The sequence below is a fragment of the Paenibacillus sp. FSL K6-2862 genome (assembly GCF_038005125.1).
In the GTDB taxonomy this organism is placed as follows: Bacteria; Bacillota; Bacilli; order Paenibacillales; family Paenibacillaceae; genus Paenibacillus; species Paenibacillus illinoisensis_A.
The window spans coordinates 2,028,723-2,047,749 of the sequence record NZ_JBBOSN010000001.1 but is presented as its reverse complement, the minus strand read 5'-3'; the positions used below and the strand labels follow the sequence as shown (position 1 = coordinate 2,047,749).

The 19,027-nt window shown below is 50.3% G+C and carries 18 protein-coding genes; 7 read left to right on the top strand and 11 right to left on the bottom strand.

Features of this window, described 5'->3' with window-relative positions:
• Positions 1-5: 5 nt before the first annotated feature.
• From MHB82_RS09580 to MHB82_RS09550, 7 genes are all read right to left on the bottom strand, one after another.
• A complete protein-coding gene (locus MHB82_RS09580; RefSeq protein WP_095359010.1) occupies positions 6-512 on the bottom strand; it encodes an acyl-CoA thioesterase in 507 nt (168 codons plus the stop codon).
• A gap of 135 nt (positions 513-647) precedes the next feature.
• The gene (pyk, locus tag MHB82_RS09575) at positions 648-2,075 is read right to left on the bottom strand and encodes a pyruvate kinase (protein WP_095288128.1); all 1,428 of its coding nucleotides are present in this window, start codon (positions 2,073-2,075) and stop codon (positions 648-650) included.
• 107 nt (positions 2,076-2,182) lie between these two features.
• Positions 2,183-3,223 carry an acetyl-CoA carboxylase carboxyltransferase subunit alpha gene (locus MHB82_RS09570; RefSeq protein WP_341174530.1) on the bottom strand — a complete coding sequence of 347 codons (1,041 nt, stop codon included), beginning with the start codon at positions 3,221-3,223 and terminating at the stop codon, positions 2,183-2,185.
• Positions 3,224-4,117 carry an acetyl-CoA carboxylase, carboxyltransferase subunit beta gene (gene accD, locus MHB82_RS09565; RefSeq protein ID WP_095359012.1) on the bottom strand — a complete coding sequence of 298 codons (894 nt, stop codon included), beginning with the start codon at positions 4,115-4,117 and terminating at the stop codon, positions 3,224-3,226.
• 409 nt (positions 4,118-4,526) lie between these two features.
• Complete coding sequence (locus MHB82_RS09560) at positions 4,527-4,715, bottom strand: hypothetical protein (RefSeq protein WP_017689496.1); 189 nt, start codon at positions 4,713-4,715, stop codon at positions 4,527-4,529.
• Between the two features lie 251 nt (positions 4,716-4,966).
• Positions 4,967-5,455 carry a phosphatidylglycerophosphatase A family protein gene (locus MHB82_RS09555; protein WP_095288131.1) on the bottom strand — a complete coding sequence of 163 codons (489 nt, stop codon included), beginning with the start codon at positions 5,453-5,455 and terminating at the stop codon, positions 4,967-4,969.
• Positions 5,456-5,680: 225 nt separating this feature from the next.
• On the bottom strand, positions 5,681-9,673 hold the full coding sequence (locus MHB82_RS09550) for a DNA polymerase III subunit alpha (protein ID WP_341174529.1): 3,993 nt from the start codon (positions 9,671-9,673) through the stop codon (positions 5,681-5,683).
• 243 nt (positions 9,674-9,916) lie between these two features.
• On the opposite strand from MHB82_RS09550, the gene MHB82_RS09545 reads away from it, so the two are divergent.
• From MHB82_RS09545 to MHB82_RS09535, 3 genes are all read left to right on the top strand, one after another.
• Positions 9,917-10,246 carry a YtrH family sporulation protein gene (locus tag MHB82_RS09545; protein ID WP_095288133.1) on the top strand — a complete coding sequence of 110 codons (330 nt, stop codon included), beginning with the start codon at positions 9,917-9,919 and terminating at the stop codon, positions 10,244-10,246.
• 21 nt (positions 10,247-10,267) lie between these two features.
• Positions 10,268-10,756, top strand: coding sequence for a hypothetical protein (locus MHB82_RS09540; RefSeq protein ID WP_095359015.1), 489 nt, complete (start codon positions 10,268-10,270; stop codon positions 10,754-10,756).
• 95 nt (positions 10,757-10,851) lie between these two features.
• Complete coding sequence (locus tag MHB82_RS09535; protein WP_095359016.1) at positions 10,852-11,193, top strand: YtpI family protein; 342 nt, start codon at positions 10,852-10,854, stop codon at positions 11,191-11,193.
• A 153-nt stretch (positions 11,194-11,346) separates the two neighbouring features.
• On the opposite strand, the gene MHB82_RS09530 is transcribed toward MHB82_RS09535, so the two are convergent.
• From MHB82_RS09530 to MHB82_RS09515, 4 genes are all read right to left on the bottom strand, one after another.
• The gene (locus MHB82_RS09530) at positions 11,347-12,681 is read right to left on the bottom strand and encodes a DRTGG domain-containing protein (RefSeq protein ID WP_095359017.1); all 1,335 of its coding nucleotides are present in this window, start codon (positions 12,679-12,681) and stop codon (positions 11,347-11,349) included.
• A gap of 171 nt (positions 12,682-12,852) precedes the next feature.
• Positions 12,853-13,140: a hypothetical protein gene (locus tag MHB82_RS09525; RefSeq protein WP_076289792.1), complete on the bottom strand. Its 288-nt coding sequence runs from the start codon at positions 13,138-13,140 to the stop codon at positions 12,853-12,855.
• A 96-nt stretch (positions 13,141-13,236) separates the two neighbouring features.
• Positions 13,237-13,584 (bottom strand): YlbF family regulator, encoded by a 348-nt coding sequence (locus MHB82_RS09520; RefSeq protein ID WP_095288137.1) that lies wholly within the window; start codon positions 13,582-13,584, stop codon positions 13,237-13,239.
• 80 nt (positions 13,585-13,664) lie between these two features.
• On the bottom strand, positions 13,665-13,871 hold the full coding sequence (locus MHB82_RS09515; protein WP_095288138.1) for a hypothetical protein: 207 nt from the start codon (positions 13,869-13,871) through the stop codon (positions 13,665-13,667).
• Here MHB82_RS09515 and MHB82_RS09510 point away from each other — a divergent pair.
• The 4 genes from MHB82_RS09510 to MHB82_RS09495 are packed head-to-tail and all read left to right on the top strand — an operon-like array spanning position 13,864 to position 18,992.
• Positions 13,864-15,231, top strand: coding sequence for a YheC/YheD family endospore coat-associated protein (locus tag MHB82_RS09510; RefSeq protein WP_110821040.1), 1,368 nt, complete (start codon positions 13,864-13,866; stop codon positions 15,229-15,231). The genes MHB82_RS09515 and MHB82_RS09510 overlap by 8 nt on opposite strands.
• A 30-nt stretch (positions 15,232-15,261) precedes the next feature.
• Entirely contained in the window at positions 15,262-16,452 is a 1,191-nt protein-coding gene (locus MHB82_RS09505) for a YheC/YheD family endospore coat-associated protein (RefSeq protein ID WP_341174528.1), read from the top strand.
• Between the two features lie 60 nt (positions 16,453-16,512).
• Positions 16,513-17,886, top strand: a complete 1,374-nt coding sequence (locus MHB82_RS09500) for a YheC/YheD family endospore coat-associated protein (RefSeq protein WP_095288141.1) — start codon at positions 16,513-16,515, stop codon at positions 17,884-17,886.
• Positions 17,886-18,992, top strand: a complete 1,107-nt coding sequence (locus MHB82_RS09495; protein ID WP_095359020.1) for a YheC/YheD family endospore coat-associated protein — start codon at positions 17,886-17,888, stop codon at positions 18,990-18,992. Before MHB82_RS09500 ends, MHB82_RS09495 begins: the two co-directional genes overlap by 1 nt.
• Positions 18,993-19,027 lie beyond the last annotated feature (35 nt).

Here is a 19,027-nt window from a genome sequence, read left to right as displayed (position 1 = left end):
ACAAATTACTCCTTTCCTGAGAGCCACACTTTCTCCAGTGCGCTATAGAGCTCAGGGGCGGCTTTATCCAGTCTTACCGGCTTCCAATCTCCATTCACCCATACATGCTGGGTAGAGCCTGTAACCAGTCGTTCTCCCGGAAGCGATTCATCAGAAGCCCATATCTGCTCTCCAATGCCGAATTGTACAGCAAGGTCTTCGGTCATGCGTCTTACGTCGTACTCATAATTTAATCGCAGACCACTAAATGCAACAATTCGGGTGAATATCATAATCTCATCATCATACTTTGCAGGCTTATGATACTTCACATCCAGTCCAGTTACGGGAAGCAGTAGCCCCTGTTCCTCCATTTTACGATATGTATACCCCATTTGGCGAATCATCTCGGTTCGACCGATTTCAAACCAATTCAAATAGTTGGCGTGATAGACCACACCCATCTGATCACTCTCTTGATAGCGCACACGCAAACGTGCCGCATACCAGTTTCCATGGTGCTGTTCTTGCATGTTACCCGCCTCCTTGGGTCTACCCTTTATACGTATTTATTCAGTGAAAAGTCTCATAAAGATGGAAAAAAGCAACGGGACAATTGCCCCATTGCTTCATTCCTGTTTTGATCCATCTAAAACTTAATTGTTCAATTAAGCGTTGTTTGGAATTTGGCTTACTTTGATCAGGTTGGTGGAACCGGAGCGACCCAGAGGTACACCCGCAGTGATGACAACCAGATCACCTTCTTTGACGATTCCGGATTTCAAACCGCCTTCGATTGCATTCTCAAACAAGGAGTCCGTTGAGTCACAACGTCTGCCTTTCACCGGTGTAACCCCCCAAGCCAGTGCAAGACGACGGGAAGTTCTATCTTCCGTAGTCACAGCAATGATTGGAGCTTCCGGACGGTATTTGGAAACCATACGAGCCGTATGGCCAGATTCAGTCGAAGTGATGATCGCTTTTGCGTTCAGATCTTGAGCGGACAGCGCAACGGATTGGCTGATTGCCTCTGTAACAGTTGTTTGTTGTGCAACGCGTTGTTTCAGATACAGCTCTTGATAAGGCAGAGCGGACTCTGCTTTTTCAGCGATACGGGACATTGTCAGAACGGATTCAACCGGGTATTTACCCGCAGCTGTCTCACCAGACAACATGATTGCATCTGTTCCGTCGAAGATCGCATTCGCAACGTCACTTGCTTCCGCACGAGTTGGACGTGGGTTGCGCTGCATGGAATCCAGCATTTGTGTAGCTGTAATAACCGGTTTGCCTGCAACATTACATTTTTCGATCATGCGTTTTTGTACCAATGGTACTTCTTCCGCAGGAATTTCCACGCCGAGATCACCACGAGCTACCATCAAGCCATCAGACACTTCAAGGATCTCATCCAGGTTGTCTACGCCTTGTTGGTTCTCAATTTTGGAGATGATTTGGATATGTCCAGCATTGTGTTTCTCAAGCAGTTCACGAATCTCAAGCACGTCACTTGCTTTACGAACAAAAGAAGCCGCGATGAAATCGATACCTTGCTCGATACCAAATACGATATCGTTCGCATCTTTTTCAGTGATACCCGGCAGAGAAATGGCAACGCCCGGAACGTTAACACCTTTTTTGCTTTTGATCGTTCCGCCGTTCACGATACGGCATTTGATCTCGGTGCCTTGCACTTCCACCACAGTCAGTCCGATCAGACCGTCGTCGATCAGAATTGTAGATCCCGGCTCAACATCATTTGGAAGATCTGCATACGTAATGGAAAGACGTTCTTTGGTGCCCAGAATTTCTTCTGTTGTCAAAGTGATGTACTCGTCCTGAACCAGTTCAATCGGTTCAACTTCGAGTTTACCTGTCCGAATTTCCGGTCCTTTGGTGTCCAGCAGGATTGCTACGGTTTTGTTCAACTCTTCGCATGCTTGGCGAATCGCTTTGATCCGTCCGCCGTGCTCATCGAAATCACCGTGGGAGAAGTTCAGACGGGCCACGTTCATACCGGCCATAATCAGTTTTTTGGTGTTCTCCAGTGATTCACTGGATGGACCGATTGTACATACAATTTTCGTTTTGCGCATTTTGGGTTTCCTCCGATTTTAAAAGGTCTCTCTGTATATGTCTTTTTTCTTTTTCCAACTATTAAATTTACTATACTTTCGTTCTTTTGTATAGGAAATTCGTCACATCATTCTGCATTTCCCGACAAATTATTCACTACATCCACTCGAACAGGCTCCTCCGGAGCTTCAACTGGGGCCGGTGGCGTTGGAGTTTCGAACGTAACAGATCCGATTTTCCGGAATTTCTCGTACCGATCCTGCTTCAGCTGATCCCCGCTCCAGCCTTTCATCTCTTCCAGATGACGAACCAGAGCTTCGCTGATCGCTGCTGCAGCACCTTCATAATCCCGATGCGCACCACCACGTGGTTCAGGGACAATTTCCTCGATAACTTCCATCCCCAGCAGATCCTTGGCAGTTATCTTCATCGCTTCCGCTGCCTGATCTGCCTTGGACGCATCTTTCCACAGGATGGACGCTGCACCATTCGGAGAGATCGCTGAATAAATGGCATGCTCCAGCATGAGTACACGATTGCCTACAGCCAAGGCGAGTGCGCCGCCGCTTCCACCCTCACCGATAACCACAACAATTACAGGCACCGTGAGCTTCGCCATTTCAATCAGGTTACGGGCGATGGCTTCCGATTGACCTCTCTCTTCTGCAGTATTACCCGGATAGGCTCCTTTAGTATCAACAAATGTAATAATTGGACGGCCAAATTTGTTCGCCTGCTTCATCAGCCGCAGTCCTTTGCGGAAACCTTCCGGATGCGCGCTCCCGAAAAAGCGGGCGATATTATCCTTCGTATCTTTCCCCCGCTGTTGTCCGATGACGGTTACCGTTCTTCCATTCAGTTTCGCAAGGCCGCCAACGACGGCCAAATCGTCGCCAAACATCCGATCACCATGAAGTTCGATAAAATCGGTAAAAATCAGCTGGATCAGGTCAAGTGCAGTTGGACGCTGTTGATGACGCGCCAAATGCATTTTCTGAGCTGCCGTTATGCCGGAATAAATCTCTTCTTCAAGTCTATGATAACGTTCCTCCAGGCGGGCGATTTCATCGGTGAAATCAATGCCCTTCTCCTGGCCAAACTGTACAAGCTCCTCAATCTTTTTGCGCATCTCAACCAGAGGCGCTTCATATGGCAACTCACCCGCCATTTAGACCCCTCCTTTTTCGCTGTGCATATCCAGAAGCTTGGCAAGGGTCGTACGAAGTTCCTTCCGATGAATCACCAAGTCCAACTGACCATGCTGCATATTAAATTCTGCCGTCTGGAAATCCTCTGGCAGCTTCTGACGAATGGTTTGCTCGATAACAATTCGGCCGGCAAAGCCAAATACGGCACCTGGTTCAGCGATGTTGATATCACCCAGACTGGCGAAACTCGCTGATACCCCACCTGTGGTCGGGTCCGTGATGACCGAAATATAAAGTCCTCCCTGTTCATCCAAACGAGCCAGTGCCGCACTTGTTTTGGCCATCTGCATCAAGCTGAGGATACTCTCCTGCATCCGCGCTCCACCAGAGGTCGAGAAAATAATCAGGGGCAATTTTTTCTCCGTCGCGTGCTCTACTGCACGAGTAATTTTCTCCCCTACAACAGAACCCATGCTGCCTGTGAAGAAATCAAAACTCATAACAGCAACAACTACAGGTAAACCTTCAATTGTTCCTTCTCCTGTAATTACAGCTTCCTTCAGTCCTGACTTCAGACGCTGCTGCTCCAGCTTGCTGCTGTATCCCGGAAAACCAAGCGGATCCACCGAAACCATGTCGGCATCCAGCTCTACAAAGCCTTGCTCGTCCAAAACCATGGCAATACGCTCCATGGCATTCAGGCGCATGTGATAGCCGCAAGCAGGGCATACTTTCAGATTTTTCTCCAATTCCTTGCTATATTGAATCGTGCCGCATTTGCTGCACTTGTTCATAAGTCCTTCAGGGATTTCACGCTTTGGACGTTCTACGACTTCCTGGCCTTCGCCACGAACCGCACGCTCGGAAGGTATGGTAGCGTACTTCCGTTTTTTTTGGAATATATCTTTGAACACAACTACACCTCTCCAGCCGTTGATTTGATAGCCGCACCCTGCAGTACATCGCGAAAAGCGACTTCTACAGAGGTACTGCGGTGAACCGTTTACGACCCACACGCTGCAATGGGCCTTGTCCAGGCATTCACAACAAAAAAATCCGCCGGCATAAGGCAAGAATCAGTGGCTTCTATCAGCACGATTGATGTTACCTGTAATACCGAAAGATTGATGCGCGAAATACTTGAACTTGTCTCGGTAGGGTCTCCGGGAGCAGCCTGGTCAGTCCATAGCCTAACAAAAAAAGAAGGAAGGACAGCAGCATACAATACATGCAAGTCGATTCCTCTCTCCGCTTGCGCGGTCAGCCCCTTATGTACCGATGGTACTTTCTTCTTCGCCAAGGCACCTCTGATGTTGAATCAAATCAGGAATGCAGAATTGAATTCAGCACTTCCTGGACTTCTTCCAATTCCCCAGAAGGGACGCGAATCTCAAATTGCTGTTTGGATAAACTGATGGGACGGGTCTGTACCAGAAAACCTTCTTCCGAAAGCTTGGTCTTAATCTTGTCCGCAACCTTTGCTGTCGGTGCAATGTAAATCACCGTCCACATGCCATGTCCGCCCCCTAAGCTAATGTTCAGAGCCCGTATATTGGACTAATGATACCATACCTCCGTTTTTTTCTGCAAGGAAGGGTTCAGGACCTTAGGGGAGAAAACGGGATCTTGGGGGACATTTGTCCCACTAGGATAACCAATACGCTTAACACTTCGTCCGATATTTAGGCAAGGGAGATAAGACATTCAGGTACTCCAGGGCAGCACCTGCCGCCCTGGATGTCCTGCAGCTAGGGAGGAAATTATTAATCGGTAGGGTATTTTTTAGCATTGAGATTTTTGTGGGCAATACGTGCGGAAGCCGCGGCAGCCAGACCGGCGACCAGATCATCCAGGAAGACATGAATGCCTGATCCATCTTCATTCAGATCGTGAATGACGCCTATTTTTTCTTTATCCAGGTAACCAAAACTGGTTAAACCAATCATGCCATACACATGGGTAATGCCAAGGGCCAGAGTCTCGTCCACTCCATACAGGGATTCATCCGCTTCCATAATAGCCTGCAGCGGCTGGGGCAAGAGACGTTTTTCAGCCAGTTCATCCAGAGCAATGCCAGTATACAGCGTATACTGAACCTCTCTTTTTTGTAGTACCGACTTCACACTGGTTACACAATCATCCATAGTCAGTTCCGGGTGGTACCCTTTTTGCAGACGATATACAATTTCAGCGATTGCATCAATCTGTACACCCCGCCGGGCCAGCATAGCTTCTACGATTTCATATGACATATCTCGACCTCCCGCATCGCTCCCCCGAGGACCGCGAGGTCCTTCGGTGTTCTCAAGTGTATGCGGCTACCCAGCAAAACGTTCATAAAAAAACACAAATGGACTTCTGTCCGGGGTTAAAGGAGGCTTTCCAGGCAGTAGTCTCACTTGGTTTGGCCAAACAAAAGAACCCGTCCGGCATAACCAGACAGGTTCCTCCTTTGGCGATGGGCGCTGCCAAGGCCATTACTTGATTTTAACTGTACCCTCGCCCAGCATCTGCTCCATCTCGGAGAACAGTGTAGGAGACGGTTTAATCCGGTAAGCATCGCTTAAAGCGAGCAGCTTCTGCTGCTGCTCATAGAAAAGTACCGTTGCAACCGGACCCGGGTGCTGCTGGAGCAGCTGCTTCAAACGTGTCAGCAGTTCCGGTTTCTCGGACTGCGGTGTGATCTTCACGAACACCCGCTGCTGTGCGGCCTGAGATCGGCGAATCTGCTCAGATCCACTGGCAGAAACGGCACTGCCTGGCGACGATGCAGACGTCACCTCAGCCTTGCCTGCGCCTTCTTCACGGTGCGCTGCTGAAGGCCCTCCGCCTGTGCTGCTGCGTACAGCTCCAGCTGCTGCTCCAGCCCCCGCACCGGCTGGCTGCCTTGCCGCCGGAGCCGCCGGGCGCGAAGGACTGCCGCTGCCGGGCTTCCCGCGCCGTTCGCGGCTGCGCAGCTGCTGTTCCAGTGCCGCCTGTGTGAGCGGCGCCACTTCCTCAGCCAGCAGCTTAAACCCTTCGTCCTGCTGCTGTACTTTGGCACGCACGACGAGCAGTTCGCCTTTCCCGACATGCTGCTGGCTCCGCCGCCATACTTCGGGAAAGAGAACCACTTCGCATCGTTCAATCTGGTCTTCCAGCTCCATGAACGCCATGGCCTTACCCTGTTTCGTCGTGATCGACTTCACGGACACCACCATCCCGGCAGCGACGACCATCGTATCGTCGGCTGCTTCGGTCAGCTCCATAATCCGGTCCGCCCCGCTCGATTCGAGCACATCTTCATAATCATCAAGCGGATGACCGGAGAGATATAGACCCAACAATTCCCGCTCAAGCTCCAGCTGCTGAGTGGCGGAATACGCAGGAATCTGTGGATATTCAATCTCCCAGTTGGGCGTCTCAACAAAATCAAACAGCTGAATCTGCAGATCCTCGCGCTCCTTGCGCCACTTCAGAGCAGCTTCCACCGTCTCGTCCAGCATCGCGAGCAGTTGAGCCCGGTGTCCGGGCAAAGTGTCAAAAGCTCCCGCCTGAATCAACGATTCAATGACACGTTTGTTGCAGACTCGCAGATCAACGCGGCGACAAAAATCGAGCAAACTGTCGAACGGGCGCTCCTTGCGGACGAGCATGATACTCTCCATGGCTTGGGTTCCGACATTCTTCACAGCAGCCAGTCCAAAACGGATAGAGCCTGATGCAAATACCTCAGCTTGATTCTGGTCCACTCCGCCGGATAAACCTGTTCCATCCTGATCTACATGTTTTATCGCCGACGCTTCCCTACCGTTTCCAGATAACCCCTCTTGTTTCAAGTCTTCAGGCATCACGGTCGAAGCTTGCCAGCCATATGAATCATCACCTTCTTCGGGCATAGGGCCCGGGTCATCCGGCAATGGTGCATCGCCATATTCTTCCTGACCGGGATGATCATACATATGATTTTCGGTGTTGTTCCCATTGTCCATGTCGGACCTGTGAGTCAGATTGTTCGCCGGTTTGCCGGGTACTGCAAAAACTGGAGTAAACAGAATGCCGCTCTCGTTGACGTCAGGTGGCAGGACCTCAATCCCCATACGCCGACATTCCACGACGTATTCCGCAACCTTGCGGTGACTGCCCATAACAGCGGTCAGCATGGAAGCCATGAAATGAACCGGGTAATGAGCCTTCAGATATGCGGTCTGGAACGCCAGTACACCATATGCCGCGGCGTGGGCACGCGGGAAACCGTAGTTGGCAAACTTCACGATCATGTCATAGACCAGGTCCGCTTCTTCCTCGCTATAACCTTGTTTGAGACTGCCCTGAACGAAATGTCCACGTTCCAGATCGAGCACTTCCCGTTTCTTTTTGGATACGGCTCGGCGCAGCAAGTCTGCTTCCCCCAGGGAGAAACCCGCCATGCGTGAAGCAATCTGCATGATCTGTTCCTGATAGACGATAATACCATACGTATCCTTAAGAATAGATTCCAGATCGGCATGGGGATAATCGACCTCAATCTCTCCATGCTTGCCCTGAATATACTTGGAGATGAACTCCATTGGACCCGGACGATACAAAGCGAGAACGGAGATGATGTCTTCGAATACTGTCGGCTTCAGATCCTTCAGCACACGACGCATGCCCGCTGATTCCAGCTGGAATATGCCCATCGTGTCGCCACGGCCAAGCATCTCATACGTCTTTGCATCATCATCAGCGATATAGCGGAAATCCGGAACTTGGCCTTCTTCCCCGATCCAACGCAGGCAGCGTTCAATAATGGAAAGGGTTCGCAGTCCGAGAAAGTCCATCTTGAGCAACCCGATTGACTCCAGATTTTCCATCGAGTATTGGGTTAGCGCAGTGCCCTCGCTTCCTTCCTGAAGCGGAACGGCATCGGTCAGAGGATCGCGTGATATAACGACCCCGGCAGCATGCGTGGACGCATGGCGCGGCATGCCTTCCACCTTCATGGCCATATCCAGAAGTTCACGGGTTTTCGGCTTCGTTTCATATAAAGCCTTCAGTTCAGGCATTGCTTCCATGGCACGACGGATGTTGATCCCGAGTTGGGCAGGAATAAGCTTCGCCGCCTTATCCACCTCGCCATAAGGTACATTTAACGCCCGTCCAACGTCCCTTACTGCTGCACGTGCAGCCATGGTACCAAAGGTAATAATCTGTGCCACATGTGCTTTTCCGTATTTGTCTGCGACATAATCAATAACCTCATCCCGCCGCTCATCGCTGAAATCGATATCGATATCGGGCATGGAAATACGTTCAGGATTCAGGAAACGTTCAAAGAGCAGGTTATATTTCATCGGATCAACATCGGTAATATGCAGTGTATAAGCAACAAGGCTTCCCGCCGAAGAACCCCGCCCTGGGCCGGTAACGATCCCTTGTCTATGGGCATAAGCGATAAAATCCCATACGATCAGGAAGTAATCCGAGAATCCCATACTGTCGATGACCTGAAGTTCATAGTTCAATCGCTGCTCCAGCTCGGAACGAAGAGCCGAATCCGTCCAGCGTTCTGAGCCCGAATATCGTTCCTCCATGCCTTTTTCACATAGCTCTCTCAGGTACTGAGAAGGACTCTGTCCCTCAGGCAGCGGTCTGTATTCAGGCAAGATGGACTTGCCAAATTCCAGCTGCAGTTCACAGGATTCGGCAATACGAACCGTATTCTTCAGCGCTTCTTCCACATGAGGGAACAAGCGAGCCATCTCCTGCTCACTTTTCAAATACAGCTGATTGGTACCAATCCGAAGACGACTCTCATCATCAACGGTTTTCCCGGTTCCGATACAAATGAGCACATCCTGAAGTTCAGCGTCCGCTTCGGACAGGTAATGCACATCATTGGTAGCTACAAGCGGAATATCCAGTTCCTCGGCTAGACGAATCAATTGGGGATTGACTCTTTTCTGCTCAGCGAGGCCGTGATCCTGAAGCTCCAGATAGAAATCAGGACCAAAAATATGTTTATAACGAAGCGCAGCCCGCCGGGCCTCTTCTTCCCGTCCATGCAGCAAATGCTGAGGCACTTCTCCTCCCAGACAAGCACTCAGACAGATAATGCCCTCGTGGTGGGCAGCCAAACTCTCCATATCAATACGTGGCTTGTAATGGAAACCTTCCAAATGCCCAATAGAGCATAATTTCATCAGGTTGCGGTAACCTGTCATGTTCTTCGCCAGCAAAATCAAGTGGTGAATGGGCTGATCCTTGCGGCTACCCCGCTCCTTGCGGGACCCTGCGGTCATGTATGCCTCACAACCGATAATCGGCTTGATGCCTCGTTCGATACAGGCTTTATAAAAGGGAACAGCGCCGTACATGACGCCGTGATCGGTCAATGCGAGTGTGGTCATCCCAAGATCTGCGGCCTGGTTCACGAGATCCGGAATACGCGCAGCGCCGTCCAGCAAACTATATTCACTATGAACGTGCAAATGCACAAAAGAACTCATGTTCGTTACTTCCTTTCGCCGCGGATAGCTGCAGCATCTGTCTTCAGAGCCCAGCTGCTGCCTATCTTTCATCTATATGAATACAATAACTGAATACAATTTCAGCACGTACAACCGTACTTTATTATTCTATTTTATCATATCGTCCGGGGGCACGCCCATACAATAAGAGTACAAGCCGCTCCCCCTGTTTCGGGCCACTGACAGGAGGTGCGCTGCTGGGTCTGAAAGGGGTGTTAGCGGGTGAGCACATTTTTATCCAAAGCCATTCTTGATTTCTTTATTGCGTTTGGCATTGTGCTGGGCGGCGCGATGATCGGAGGAATTGGTGCTGTTATCTCTCTCCAGCCTCCGACTCAGACGATGCTTGATATTTCCGGCAAAATCAAGATATGGGCGCTTGCAGCCGCAGTTGGGGGCACCATCGATCCGATGCGTGTTATTGAGAGCAACGTTCTCGACGGCAATCTGTCGCCAGCGGTCAAGCAAATTTTGTACCTGATCTCGGCCTTTATGGGCGCTCATATGGGAACCGAACTCGTAAAATGGGTATGCGGCGGAGGGCGGGGATAATATGGCACCGGGACTGAGCCCATGAGGATTCCGCCTTTTTCACGCTACCGTCCGCTTATGCGCATGACAGCCGTGTTTGTCCTGGGAATGATCGCGGGAAGCGCTGTATACAACGGTGTATTTCACCTGAGTTATAACAAACTTTGGCTAACCAATCAGGAGTTGCAGCTCCAGCTGCATCAGAATGAGGAGGATATCAAAACGCTGAAAAAATACAGTAAACGGCAAACCGTCATTAAGGAAATTAAGGTGCGCGCTGAAGAGTCTGACAAAGGTCCGGACGAAGCTTCTCTTAAAATCATGCTGCAGAAGCTGGGGGACGAGCTTGAGGTTCTTCGCGGTCGTGATGTATTTAATATCGATGAGTACAGCAAAATGACCCGTATCATGTTGAACCAGAAAGTATACACGGTAAGAGAAAAACAATATACCGTTCAGGTCAAAACCATGCTTGTTATGGAAGGCGTACTTCAGGTTTGGGTACAAATTAGGATGCATGTTCCGGCTTAACCACTGGAAAGCCGCTAGAAAAAACTGCCCTTGTCCCTGGCTCGCGTGGTACAATAAGGGCAGTAAATGCTTTCCAGAAAAGGAGCTGCTCATTCGTGTTGATTGATGTTCTCAAGTATGTCCTGATTGCCATTTTCGCTCTAGCCATGGTCTGTTCGGCGCTGAACAGCATTCGCTCGTACCGGGCCGCGAATGCCGCTGACGCTGGCCTTTACCGTTCATGGACTAATATCTGGATGGGTGGTATGCTGATTGTATTGTCCATAATCCTCATGTTTGTCTTCACCGGATCGAGCCTGTCTATTGTTGTGGAAGCGCTCTTTTTGATTATCGGTGCCTACAATCTGTTCGCCGGTTTGCGCAACCGCAGCTACTTTGCCCGTCTACGGGAGCACAGCGGAAATCAGTCAGGCAGCGCGTCCAGGCAGTCTGTTTAATGTACGCAGCTAAAACTTATCTGCAGCGAAAAGAGGATATTCCACCCATGGATACATGTCTGAATGCCGGTTGTGAACAGCAGTTCGACATGACAATAGTGGAGGATATCCTCTTTGTTATATATGGGAGCAGTGATTCACTAATCACCTGAACTAGCCGTGATCAATGGATTGCAGCGTCATGACCGCTTTGCATACAACATTTCCTTCACGGGTAATGACAATGTCCATTTTGCAGGTTCGGCGGCTCGTCTCCAGAATAACGGGTCGAACCAAAATCTGATCCTCTATCTGCACCGGATGGACAAAATACGTCGTTACATTATCCACAACATAATCGTTGCCCGTAACATCCCAGGCAGCCCGCCGTCCTGCCTGCGTCATGACGTTCAGCAGCACCCCTTCAGAGATCGTGCCCAAGTCTGTCGCCATCTGCGGAATAATGAAACCATGAAACATCAACTCATTCTGTTCTCCACGTTCCTCGGCAAACCCGTTCCAGATCAGATGATCAAAGGTCTCGCCGAGCTGCGGCTGCTTCTGCGCGTCGCGCATGGCCTGCAGTACTTCCTTCCGCGTAATGGAGGCAATCAACTTCCGATTGCGATCCACAATGGGCAGAAAATCAATGCCTTCCCAAGTCATGATCTGCGCGGCAGAAGCCAGTGAGGTTTGCAGCGAGGCCGTAACCGGGCGGCGCACGACGCATTTCTCAATGCTCTGGTCTTCCAGAAGTTCGCTCACATCCTTCAGGCTGACAATGCCGATAACACGATTCCATTCGTCAACTACCGGGAAGCGATGATCTCCCGTTTCGGCAACCAGCTTGTGAAAATCAGCGGCAGAGCTGGTGACCTTAAGCACTTGGAGACGGGGCTTCTGACCGATAATATCCTCTACAAGCATGATTTTTTTCTTGATCAATCGGTCAAAGATTGCTCGGTTAATCATGGAAGCCACGGTGAATGTATCATGTCTGGAAGAAATAATCGGCAGTCCCAGTTCATCAGCCAGCAATCTGACTTCACGACTTGTGCCGAATCCACCGGTGATGAGTACACCCGCTCCCTGCTCAAGCGCAAGCGAATGGGCATTATCCCGGTTACCTACAATAAGGAGACTTCCGGCATCTATATAGCGGGCCATGGCCTGCTCTTTCATCGCACCAATTACATACTTATGCAGCGGTTTGGCCAAGCCATCACTGCCTCCGAGCACATGACCTTCTACAATGGTGACCACATCAGCAAAGGTCAGCTGTTCTGACATGCCGCGCGGTCTCTTTTCGATCCGTACCGTTCCGATCCGTTCCTTGGTTACCACCATCCCAAAGTTCTCTGCTTCCTTGACTGCCCGATAAGCTGTCCCTTCACTTACCCCTAGCTCTCTTGCCAGGCCACGGACCGATATTTTACTGCCGACTTTTAACTGCTCGATATGCTGCAGCAGCTGTTCGTGCTTCGTCACATTCTCTTCCTGTCCGTCCATCTGTACCACCCCCGAAGATGCATCTGTACTATTCTGTATCTATTATAACACGCTCCGAGGAAAATAACCCCATCCTCCCGCTCTTCGTTTATCAACGCAAAAAGACCGATTACCCTTCGGATTGAAGGATGACCGGTCTTCGGATTCTGTCCTGACGCCTTGATGCAAGGCTTATACAGACTTGCTCTGCTCCTGCTTGTCCACCAGCTTCATCTCCCACTGCCGCAGCTTGGCCCGGCGAACAGCTTCGAGTGCACGCTTCTTCTCTTCATCTACACCGAGAATGAAATGAAGGTGCGCACCAATGATTAATAGGGAGAACAGCACCCATACGATGCCAAAAATATTAACCCAGTCCATTCCACCAGCGAAGGAAATTCGCGGCAGCGCGATAACCAGCATAGACAGAGCGATAAGCAGATAGATCACATGTTTTGCCTTTTTCAACCTTTTCACCATACACAGCTCCTTCGTTCTTGATCGACTCTATATGTCTAGTCTATGAACGGGAACTGTGCAATATGAAAGATTCAGACAAATAACCTGTAAAACGACTTACGCCTCAGCACCGCCATACAGATGGCCCAGGCTGTCAGCAATAATTTTGTTCACATCTTCAATGATCACGCTCAGACGACGCTCCGCATCAAATAGGCGACGGATGTTGAGATTCAGGCTCAGTACCTCAAACAACTTCTCCATTTTCTCCATCTCGTCCGGTGCCGGCATGTCGCCGCTCATCATGCGCTGCTGCAATTCCATTTGTTGATCACGGAAGCTGTCCAGCATGCGTTTCGCCTCCGGATCAGCTTCGATCAGCTTCATTGCGGAAGTAATTTCTTCCACCTCGCTGCTTTCTCTCAGTGCTTTGGCCAGATCATTGGCTTTGTCATAAATATTCACTATTATTCCTCCTCAATTTGGATTGTTCTGCTGCTATTCAATCATTCCTTCATTTTTCTCGTCGCAACGTTCACCCGTGTTTATACACGCATTTCTCTTCTCTCAAACAATGGCTGACCCAGACAGGTCATCGATTCCGATGTCAAATCAATTGCATTTAATCCAAATGGGTCAATCACCAAGGGGTATATGTCCTCATATGATGAAGCACATGCCATGTTCAGATGCCGTTCAACTTCGAGATCAGACATCAAGTTGCCGCCCGGAAGGAGATCCGTGATGTCCACTAAAAAAGTAACGATTCAGGTTACCGGCTCGGGCATCCTGCAGGACGACGTCATCATGCTGGGCGAAGGGGTGCTCAAGGCCCTTAAAATCCCTTCGGGAAGGCCGCTTCAGCTTCAATTCGGCTCCTACCGCCGTGAAGTCACCGTTATTCCGGTTCCCAGATACGACGGCCTTCGCATCAATCAGACGGTAGCCAGCAAGACCGGCCTGGTTCCCCGTTCGGTCCTGAGTGTATCCTATCGTTCAGCCAGCCGTACGCTGCGCCTTGGACCCTTCATCAGTGTGCTGGTAAGCCAGGATTATCCCGATCAGCCCGATCGGCCCTTTGGCTCCATCACGATGTTCTGCCATGAGCTGGTGAAGGCCTGCCGTAAGCAGGGCGCCTATGTATCCTTTTTCACACCAGAGGATATCGGAGCGGTAACGGGTCATATTCAGGGCTGGGTGTATGATGACGGCTGGAAAAAGACGGTTCTGCCCATTGCAGACGTCGTCAATAACAGGCTGACATCCCGTAAGCTTGAGAACAAACCTAGCGTACAGCATTTCATGAAAGAAGTAAAATCTCTCTACGGCACACAAACCTTTAATGAAAAGTTCCTGGACAAAAATGAAGTGTTTGATGCCTTGAAGTCCATTACAACGCTCAAAAGGGTCCTGCCGGAGTCTTATCTGCTGAAGTCCTCTGCGACGCTCAAAACGATGTGCACCCGGTATCCGGTTGTATTTCTCAAGCCTGTGCGAGGTTCGCTTGGCAAAGGAATCATCCGGGTCTCCCGTCAAATTGACGGCAGTTTCCTTACACTCGCAACCAGTGTTGGGGGCACCCGCAAACAAACGTATACTTCCCTGGATAAACTCTATGCCAGTCTGTCCGGAAAAATGAAGACAACGCGATACCAGATCCAGCAAGGCCTGTCTCTCATTGATAACAGCGGCCGACCTGTTGACTTCCGTGCCCTCGTACAAAAAAACAGATCAGGCAAATGGAGTGTCACCTCCATCGTGGCCCGCATTGCCGGAGGCAGCCACTATGTATCGAATCTAGCCCGCGGCGGAAGCCTCAGTACCGTTAAGGAGGCCGTGGCCAAAACCCAGCTTCCCGCATCAGCCAAAGCCTCAGCTTTTGCCAATCTTCATGCGGCAGCGCTCGACATTGCCAAAGGAATTGAACAAGCGATTCCGGCCCATTTCGGTGAACTTGGTATTGATCTTGCGATGGATACCACTGGTCGTGTCTGGCTGCTCGAGGTTAATTCGAAACCGTCCAAGAATGACAATACGCCACTGAGCGAGAGTAAAATCCGGCCCTCTGTCAAAGCCATGCTGGAATACTCCACATATCTGGCTGGATTCTGAAGAGTGATCCATTACAGGAGGTGCATTCCGATGCCATCATCGCCGCAAACATCAACCATAGCCATCCTGGTCCGTGGTGCAGAGGGATCACCGCCGTTCTCGGATGAACTCTTTTGCCGTCGTCTCAGCTTGGAGAGTCATCGCTATAACTTGAATATCATTGTGCTGCCCATATCCGCTGATAGAGATAACCCTCTACCAGAAAAAGGATACATTTACCGTAACGGACAATGGAAAACAGCTCCTGTTCACGGGGTGCAGATGCTGATGGATCGTTGCCTGCTGCCACTTCCAAGACGATGGAGACAGCAGCTTCATGAACTTGCTTTATCGGGCAGCGGGCACATCAGACCCTACTGGTCTGTTTCCCTCCCGGGTAAATGGAAAGTCCACCGGGCACTGTCTCGGGAAAAACAGCTGAGCAGACTTCTCGTCCCTACCGTACTCTTTCAACCTCATGCTCCATGGGAGCAGTGGCTAAAACGGTGGCCCAAGGGACTTTTCTTCAAGCCTGTTTCAGGAACCCATGGCAAGGAAACATTTCGTCTCACCCAGGAAAATGATACCCCCACATGGGTCATTGAAGGCAGAGATCAGGACAATGAACGTTATCAGCGTAGATTTTATACACGTCATGCGCTCTCAACCTGGCTTGAATCCAAGATTTCCAGTCGCCGGATGATCATGCAGCCATATCTGGACCTGAGTCATGATGGGCATCCATTCGATATCCGTGCCCTGGTCCAAAAGAACAAACACGGACGTTGGACCCTGACTGGGTGCATGGTTCGCGAGGGTGCCGAGGGCTCCCTTACCTCCAATTTGCATGGCGGAGGGAAGGCCTATCCAGCTCGCTCTTATCTTATGGATCGATACGGAAGTATGCGTGCCAACACCATTTTAGAAGGGATCCACCATGCTGCTGCCCTAATCCCTCCCTTGCTGGAGGGTCAATTCGGCAGACTTGCTGAATTGGGACTGGATTTTGGAGCAGATTCGACAGGTCGTCTCTGGCTTCTGGAGGTCAATTCGAAGCCAGGGCGCTCTTCATTCGCAGAGGCAGGCGACCGACACATGCAGACACTGACTTACACCCAGCCGCTTGCCTACGCTCGTTATTTGCTGCAACAACATGTTCTCACGGACGTCGTTCGTCCAATGAAAATGCCGAATACATCCAGCACAGCTGGCCTGAAACCCATCCCGATTCAAGGCGGCTAGGCCCGCAGCGCCCGCTTGCCATGGAGCCGAAGGATTTTTTTCAGGATAGGAGGATAAATCATGAGTTTGACCTTTTGCAATCTGCATTTTACGCAGCAACCGGATAAAGTGGTTTATGTATCCAACGCATTAATGAAAAGTCTGAATCTATCCGGCAAAAAAACGATACATCTGCGGTTTGGGCGAGACCGGGTGCCTGCAACCATCAAACCGATCAAGAAGGCAGGGAAACACCTCTATCTCGCCTCGGGCATACGCAATCTGATGAACGTTCCCAAGCGGGGCAGCATCTATCTGCGCAACCTGCAAAATGATGAAGTCCAGCTTGGTCCACTGATTGGAGTATTGTCCGATGGACCTGCAACGAGCTCGAATCCGTTTGGCTCCCGTACCGGGTTCATCAAGCAATTGCTCCGGGAAGGCAGCCGTAAATCCTATATCTATGCGTTTACTCCAAGGGATATTAACTGGCAGAATGAAACGGTATCCGGTTTTTTTCTGAACGAAAACGGAAGTTTTGTACGGAAAACGGTCCCTTTGCCAGACGTCGTGTACAACAGGTTACCCAGCCGTCGTTCCGATTTCTCGCCTGCCATCAATCAATTGAGGGAACGGTTTGTCCGCCGTAAAATCCCATTTTTCAACTGGAGCTTTTTCAATAAATCGGACATCTACAAGCTGCTGGAGAATGATCCTGAAGCAGGTAGGTACATTCCAGAATCAATCACCAATCCGACTGTCGAACAAATGAGAGAAATGCTGGAGCGACACCAGTTTGTATACTATAAGCCAACAGCTGGAAGTCTCGGTAACGGAATCTACCGCTTAACGTATTCGCCCAAACGCGGATATTTCGCACGTTATCGCAAAAAAGGCGGCAATGCCCTGCTTCGCTTTGGCTCCTTCAATGGCCTAATGCGCATGCTACAGGGCAGACATGGAAAACAGTTGCGAGGCTATGTCGTACAGCAGGGAATCCGGCTCATTGAGATCGATGAGTGTCCGATTGATTTTCGCTTCCATATGCACAAAAACGGGAGCAATCAATGGGTCGTCGTCGGTATCGGTGCTAAAAAGGCTGGTCGGGGCAGCGTGACTACCCACATCAAAAATGGCGGCTCCCTGATGACCCCTGAACAGGCGCTTAGCCGTAACTTCGGCGAACGTGCGGGAGAAGTGCTGCAGCAGGCCAAATCCGTCGCTATTACACTGGCCCAGGCGATTGAAACCCAGCACCAGCATCTGATTGGTGAGATTGGCTTTGATCTGGGCATTGATCAGGAGGAACATGTATGGATGTTCGAAGCGAACGCCAAACCCGGGCGCTCCATCTTCCGTCACCCTTCACTCCGGGTGGAGGGAAAATCATCGGTGGAGCACATTTTGGAACACTGCCTGTATTTGAGCAAATTCCGGAAGAGGGACGGCATTTGATGAGCCTTCATGATGATTTCAAACCTGTCATTGCCGTGTTGACCATGCACGACGACCACCGGGGATTCAGGGGAAACCATCAAAATTTTCTGGACATTATACAGACAGGCGAAAACATGGGTTATCAGGTATATATCGTAACTGTAAGAGATCTGAACGTGAGCGGTCCTACGGTTAAGGGCTATACGTATAACAAAGGGAGCGGAAAGTGGACTTCACAGTCCTTCCCTCTCCCTCATGTGCTGTACAATCGCATTCCCTATCGGGAAGATGAGCGAAAGCCCTCCGTTCAGCGGAAAATTGAGGAATGCATGCAAGCGGGGATCGAGCTGTATAATCCGTTTTTCTTCAATAAATGGGATCTGTTCGAATGGCTGAAGAAGTCCAAATCCACCCAGCATCTGATCCCTCATACACGCCGGATGCGAAGTGCTACTACGCTGGGTACGGTGCTGCGTGCATTTCCCTATCTATATCTGAAGCCGGAGAGCGGGAAAGCGGGAAAAGGCATTATGATGCTAAAGTTTCAGGAGAAGGAACGTCTGCCGTTCCGGCTCAGAATACAAAGTTCCCGTAAGAGCACCACGTATAAGGCAGCAACGCTTGCGAAGTTATGGTCTCGCATTCGCAGGGAAACCGGGCATACGCCTTATATCATGCAGCAAGGAATTGAACTTGCCTCCTCCCGCAAACGCCCCTTCGATCTGCGCGTTCTGGTACAGAAGAATGGTAAAGGACAGTGGAGTGTAACAGGGGTTGGTGCCAGACTGGCTGGTTCGCGAAGCATTACAACCCACGTTCCACGTGGAGGCAGCGTCGAGGATCCCGAGAAGCTTCTTACCGATCTGTTCGGGGAAGAAACAACCACTACACTATTGAAAAAGGTCAGATCGACATCATTAACCATTGCACGGCAGGTTGAACGAGGCTCTGGCCATACGCTTGGGGAGATGTCTATGGATTTGGGTATCGATGATCTCGGAGAAATCTGGTTCTTCGAAGCCAATGCGAAACCAATGAAATTCGACGAACCCCAGATTCGTAAAAAATCTTTAGAGCGCATTTTCCAATATAGCGCCTATCTGGCCCGCCAGTCCAAACGATAATGGAAAGGAATAACAGCTAAAGAAGGTGATTGTTT

Bases quoted from the DNA above. Each gene is read 5' to 3' on its own strand.
- MHB82_RS09580 (WP_095359010.1), bottom strand. From the start codon at position 512: ATGCAAGAACAGCACCATGGAAACTGGTATGCGGCACGTTTGCGTGTG.
- pyk (WP_095288128.1), bottom strand. From the start codon at position 2,075: ATGCGCAAAACGAAAATTGTATGTACAATCGGTCCATCCAGTGAATCA.
- MHB82_RS09570 (WP_341174530.1), bottom strand. From the start codon at position 3,223: ATGGCGGGTGAGTTGCCATATGAAGCGCCTCTGGTTGAGATGCGCAAA.
- MHB82_RS09560 (WP_017689496.1), bottom strand. From the start codon at position 4,715: ATGTGGACGGTGATTTACATTGCACCGACAGCAAAGGTTGCGGACAAG.
- MHB82_RS09555 (WP_095288131.1), bottom strand. From the start codon at position 5,455: ATGTCATATGAAATCGTAGAAGCTATGCTGGCCCGGCGGGGTGTACAG.
- MHB82_RS09550 (WP_341174529.1), bottom strand. From the start codon at position 9,673: ATGAGTTCTTTTGTGCATTTGCACGTTCATAGTGAATATAGTTTGCTG.
- MHB82_RS09540 (WP_095359015.1), top strand. From the start codon at position 10,268: ATGAGGATTCCGCCTTTTTCACGCTACCGTCCGCTTATGCGCATGACA.
- MHB82_RS09530 (WP_095359017.1), bottom strand. From the start codon at position 12,681: ATGGACGGACAGGAAGAGAATGTGACGAAGCACGAACAGCTGCTGCAG.
- MHB82_RS09525 (WP_076289792.1), bottom strand. From the start codon at position 13,140: ATGGTGAAAAGGTTGAAAAAGGCAAAACATGTGATCTATCTGCTTATC.
- MHB82_RS09510 (WP_110821040.1), top strand. From the start codon at position 13,864: ATGTCCACTAAAAAAGTAACGATTCAGGTTACCGGCTCGGGCATCCTG.
- MHB82_RS09505 (WP_341174528.1), top strand. From the start codon at position 15,262: ATGCCATCATCGCCGCAAACATCAACCATAGCCATCCTGGTCCGTGGT.
- MHB82_RS09500 (WP_095288141.1), top strand. From the start codon at position 16,513: ATGAGTTTGACCTTTTGCAATCTGCATTTTACGCAGCAACCGGATAAA.
- MHB82_RS09495 (WP_095359020.1), top strand. From the start codon at position 17,886: ATGAGCCTTCATGATGATTTCAAACCTGTCATTGCCGTGTTGACCATG.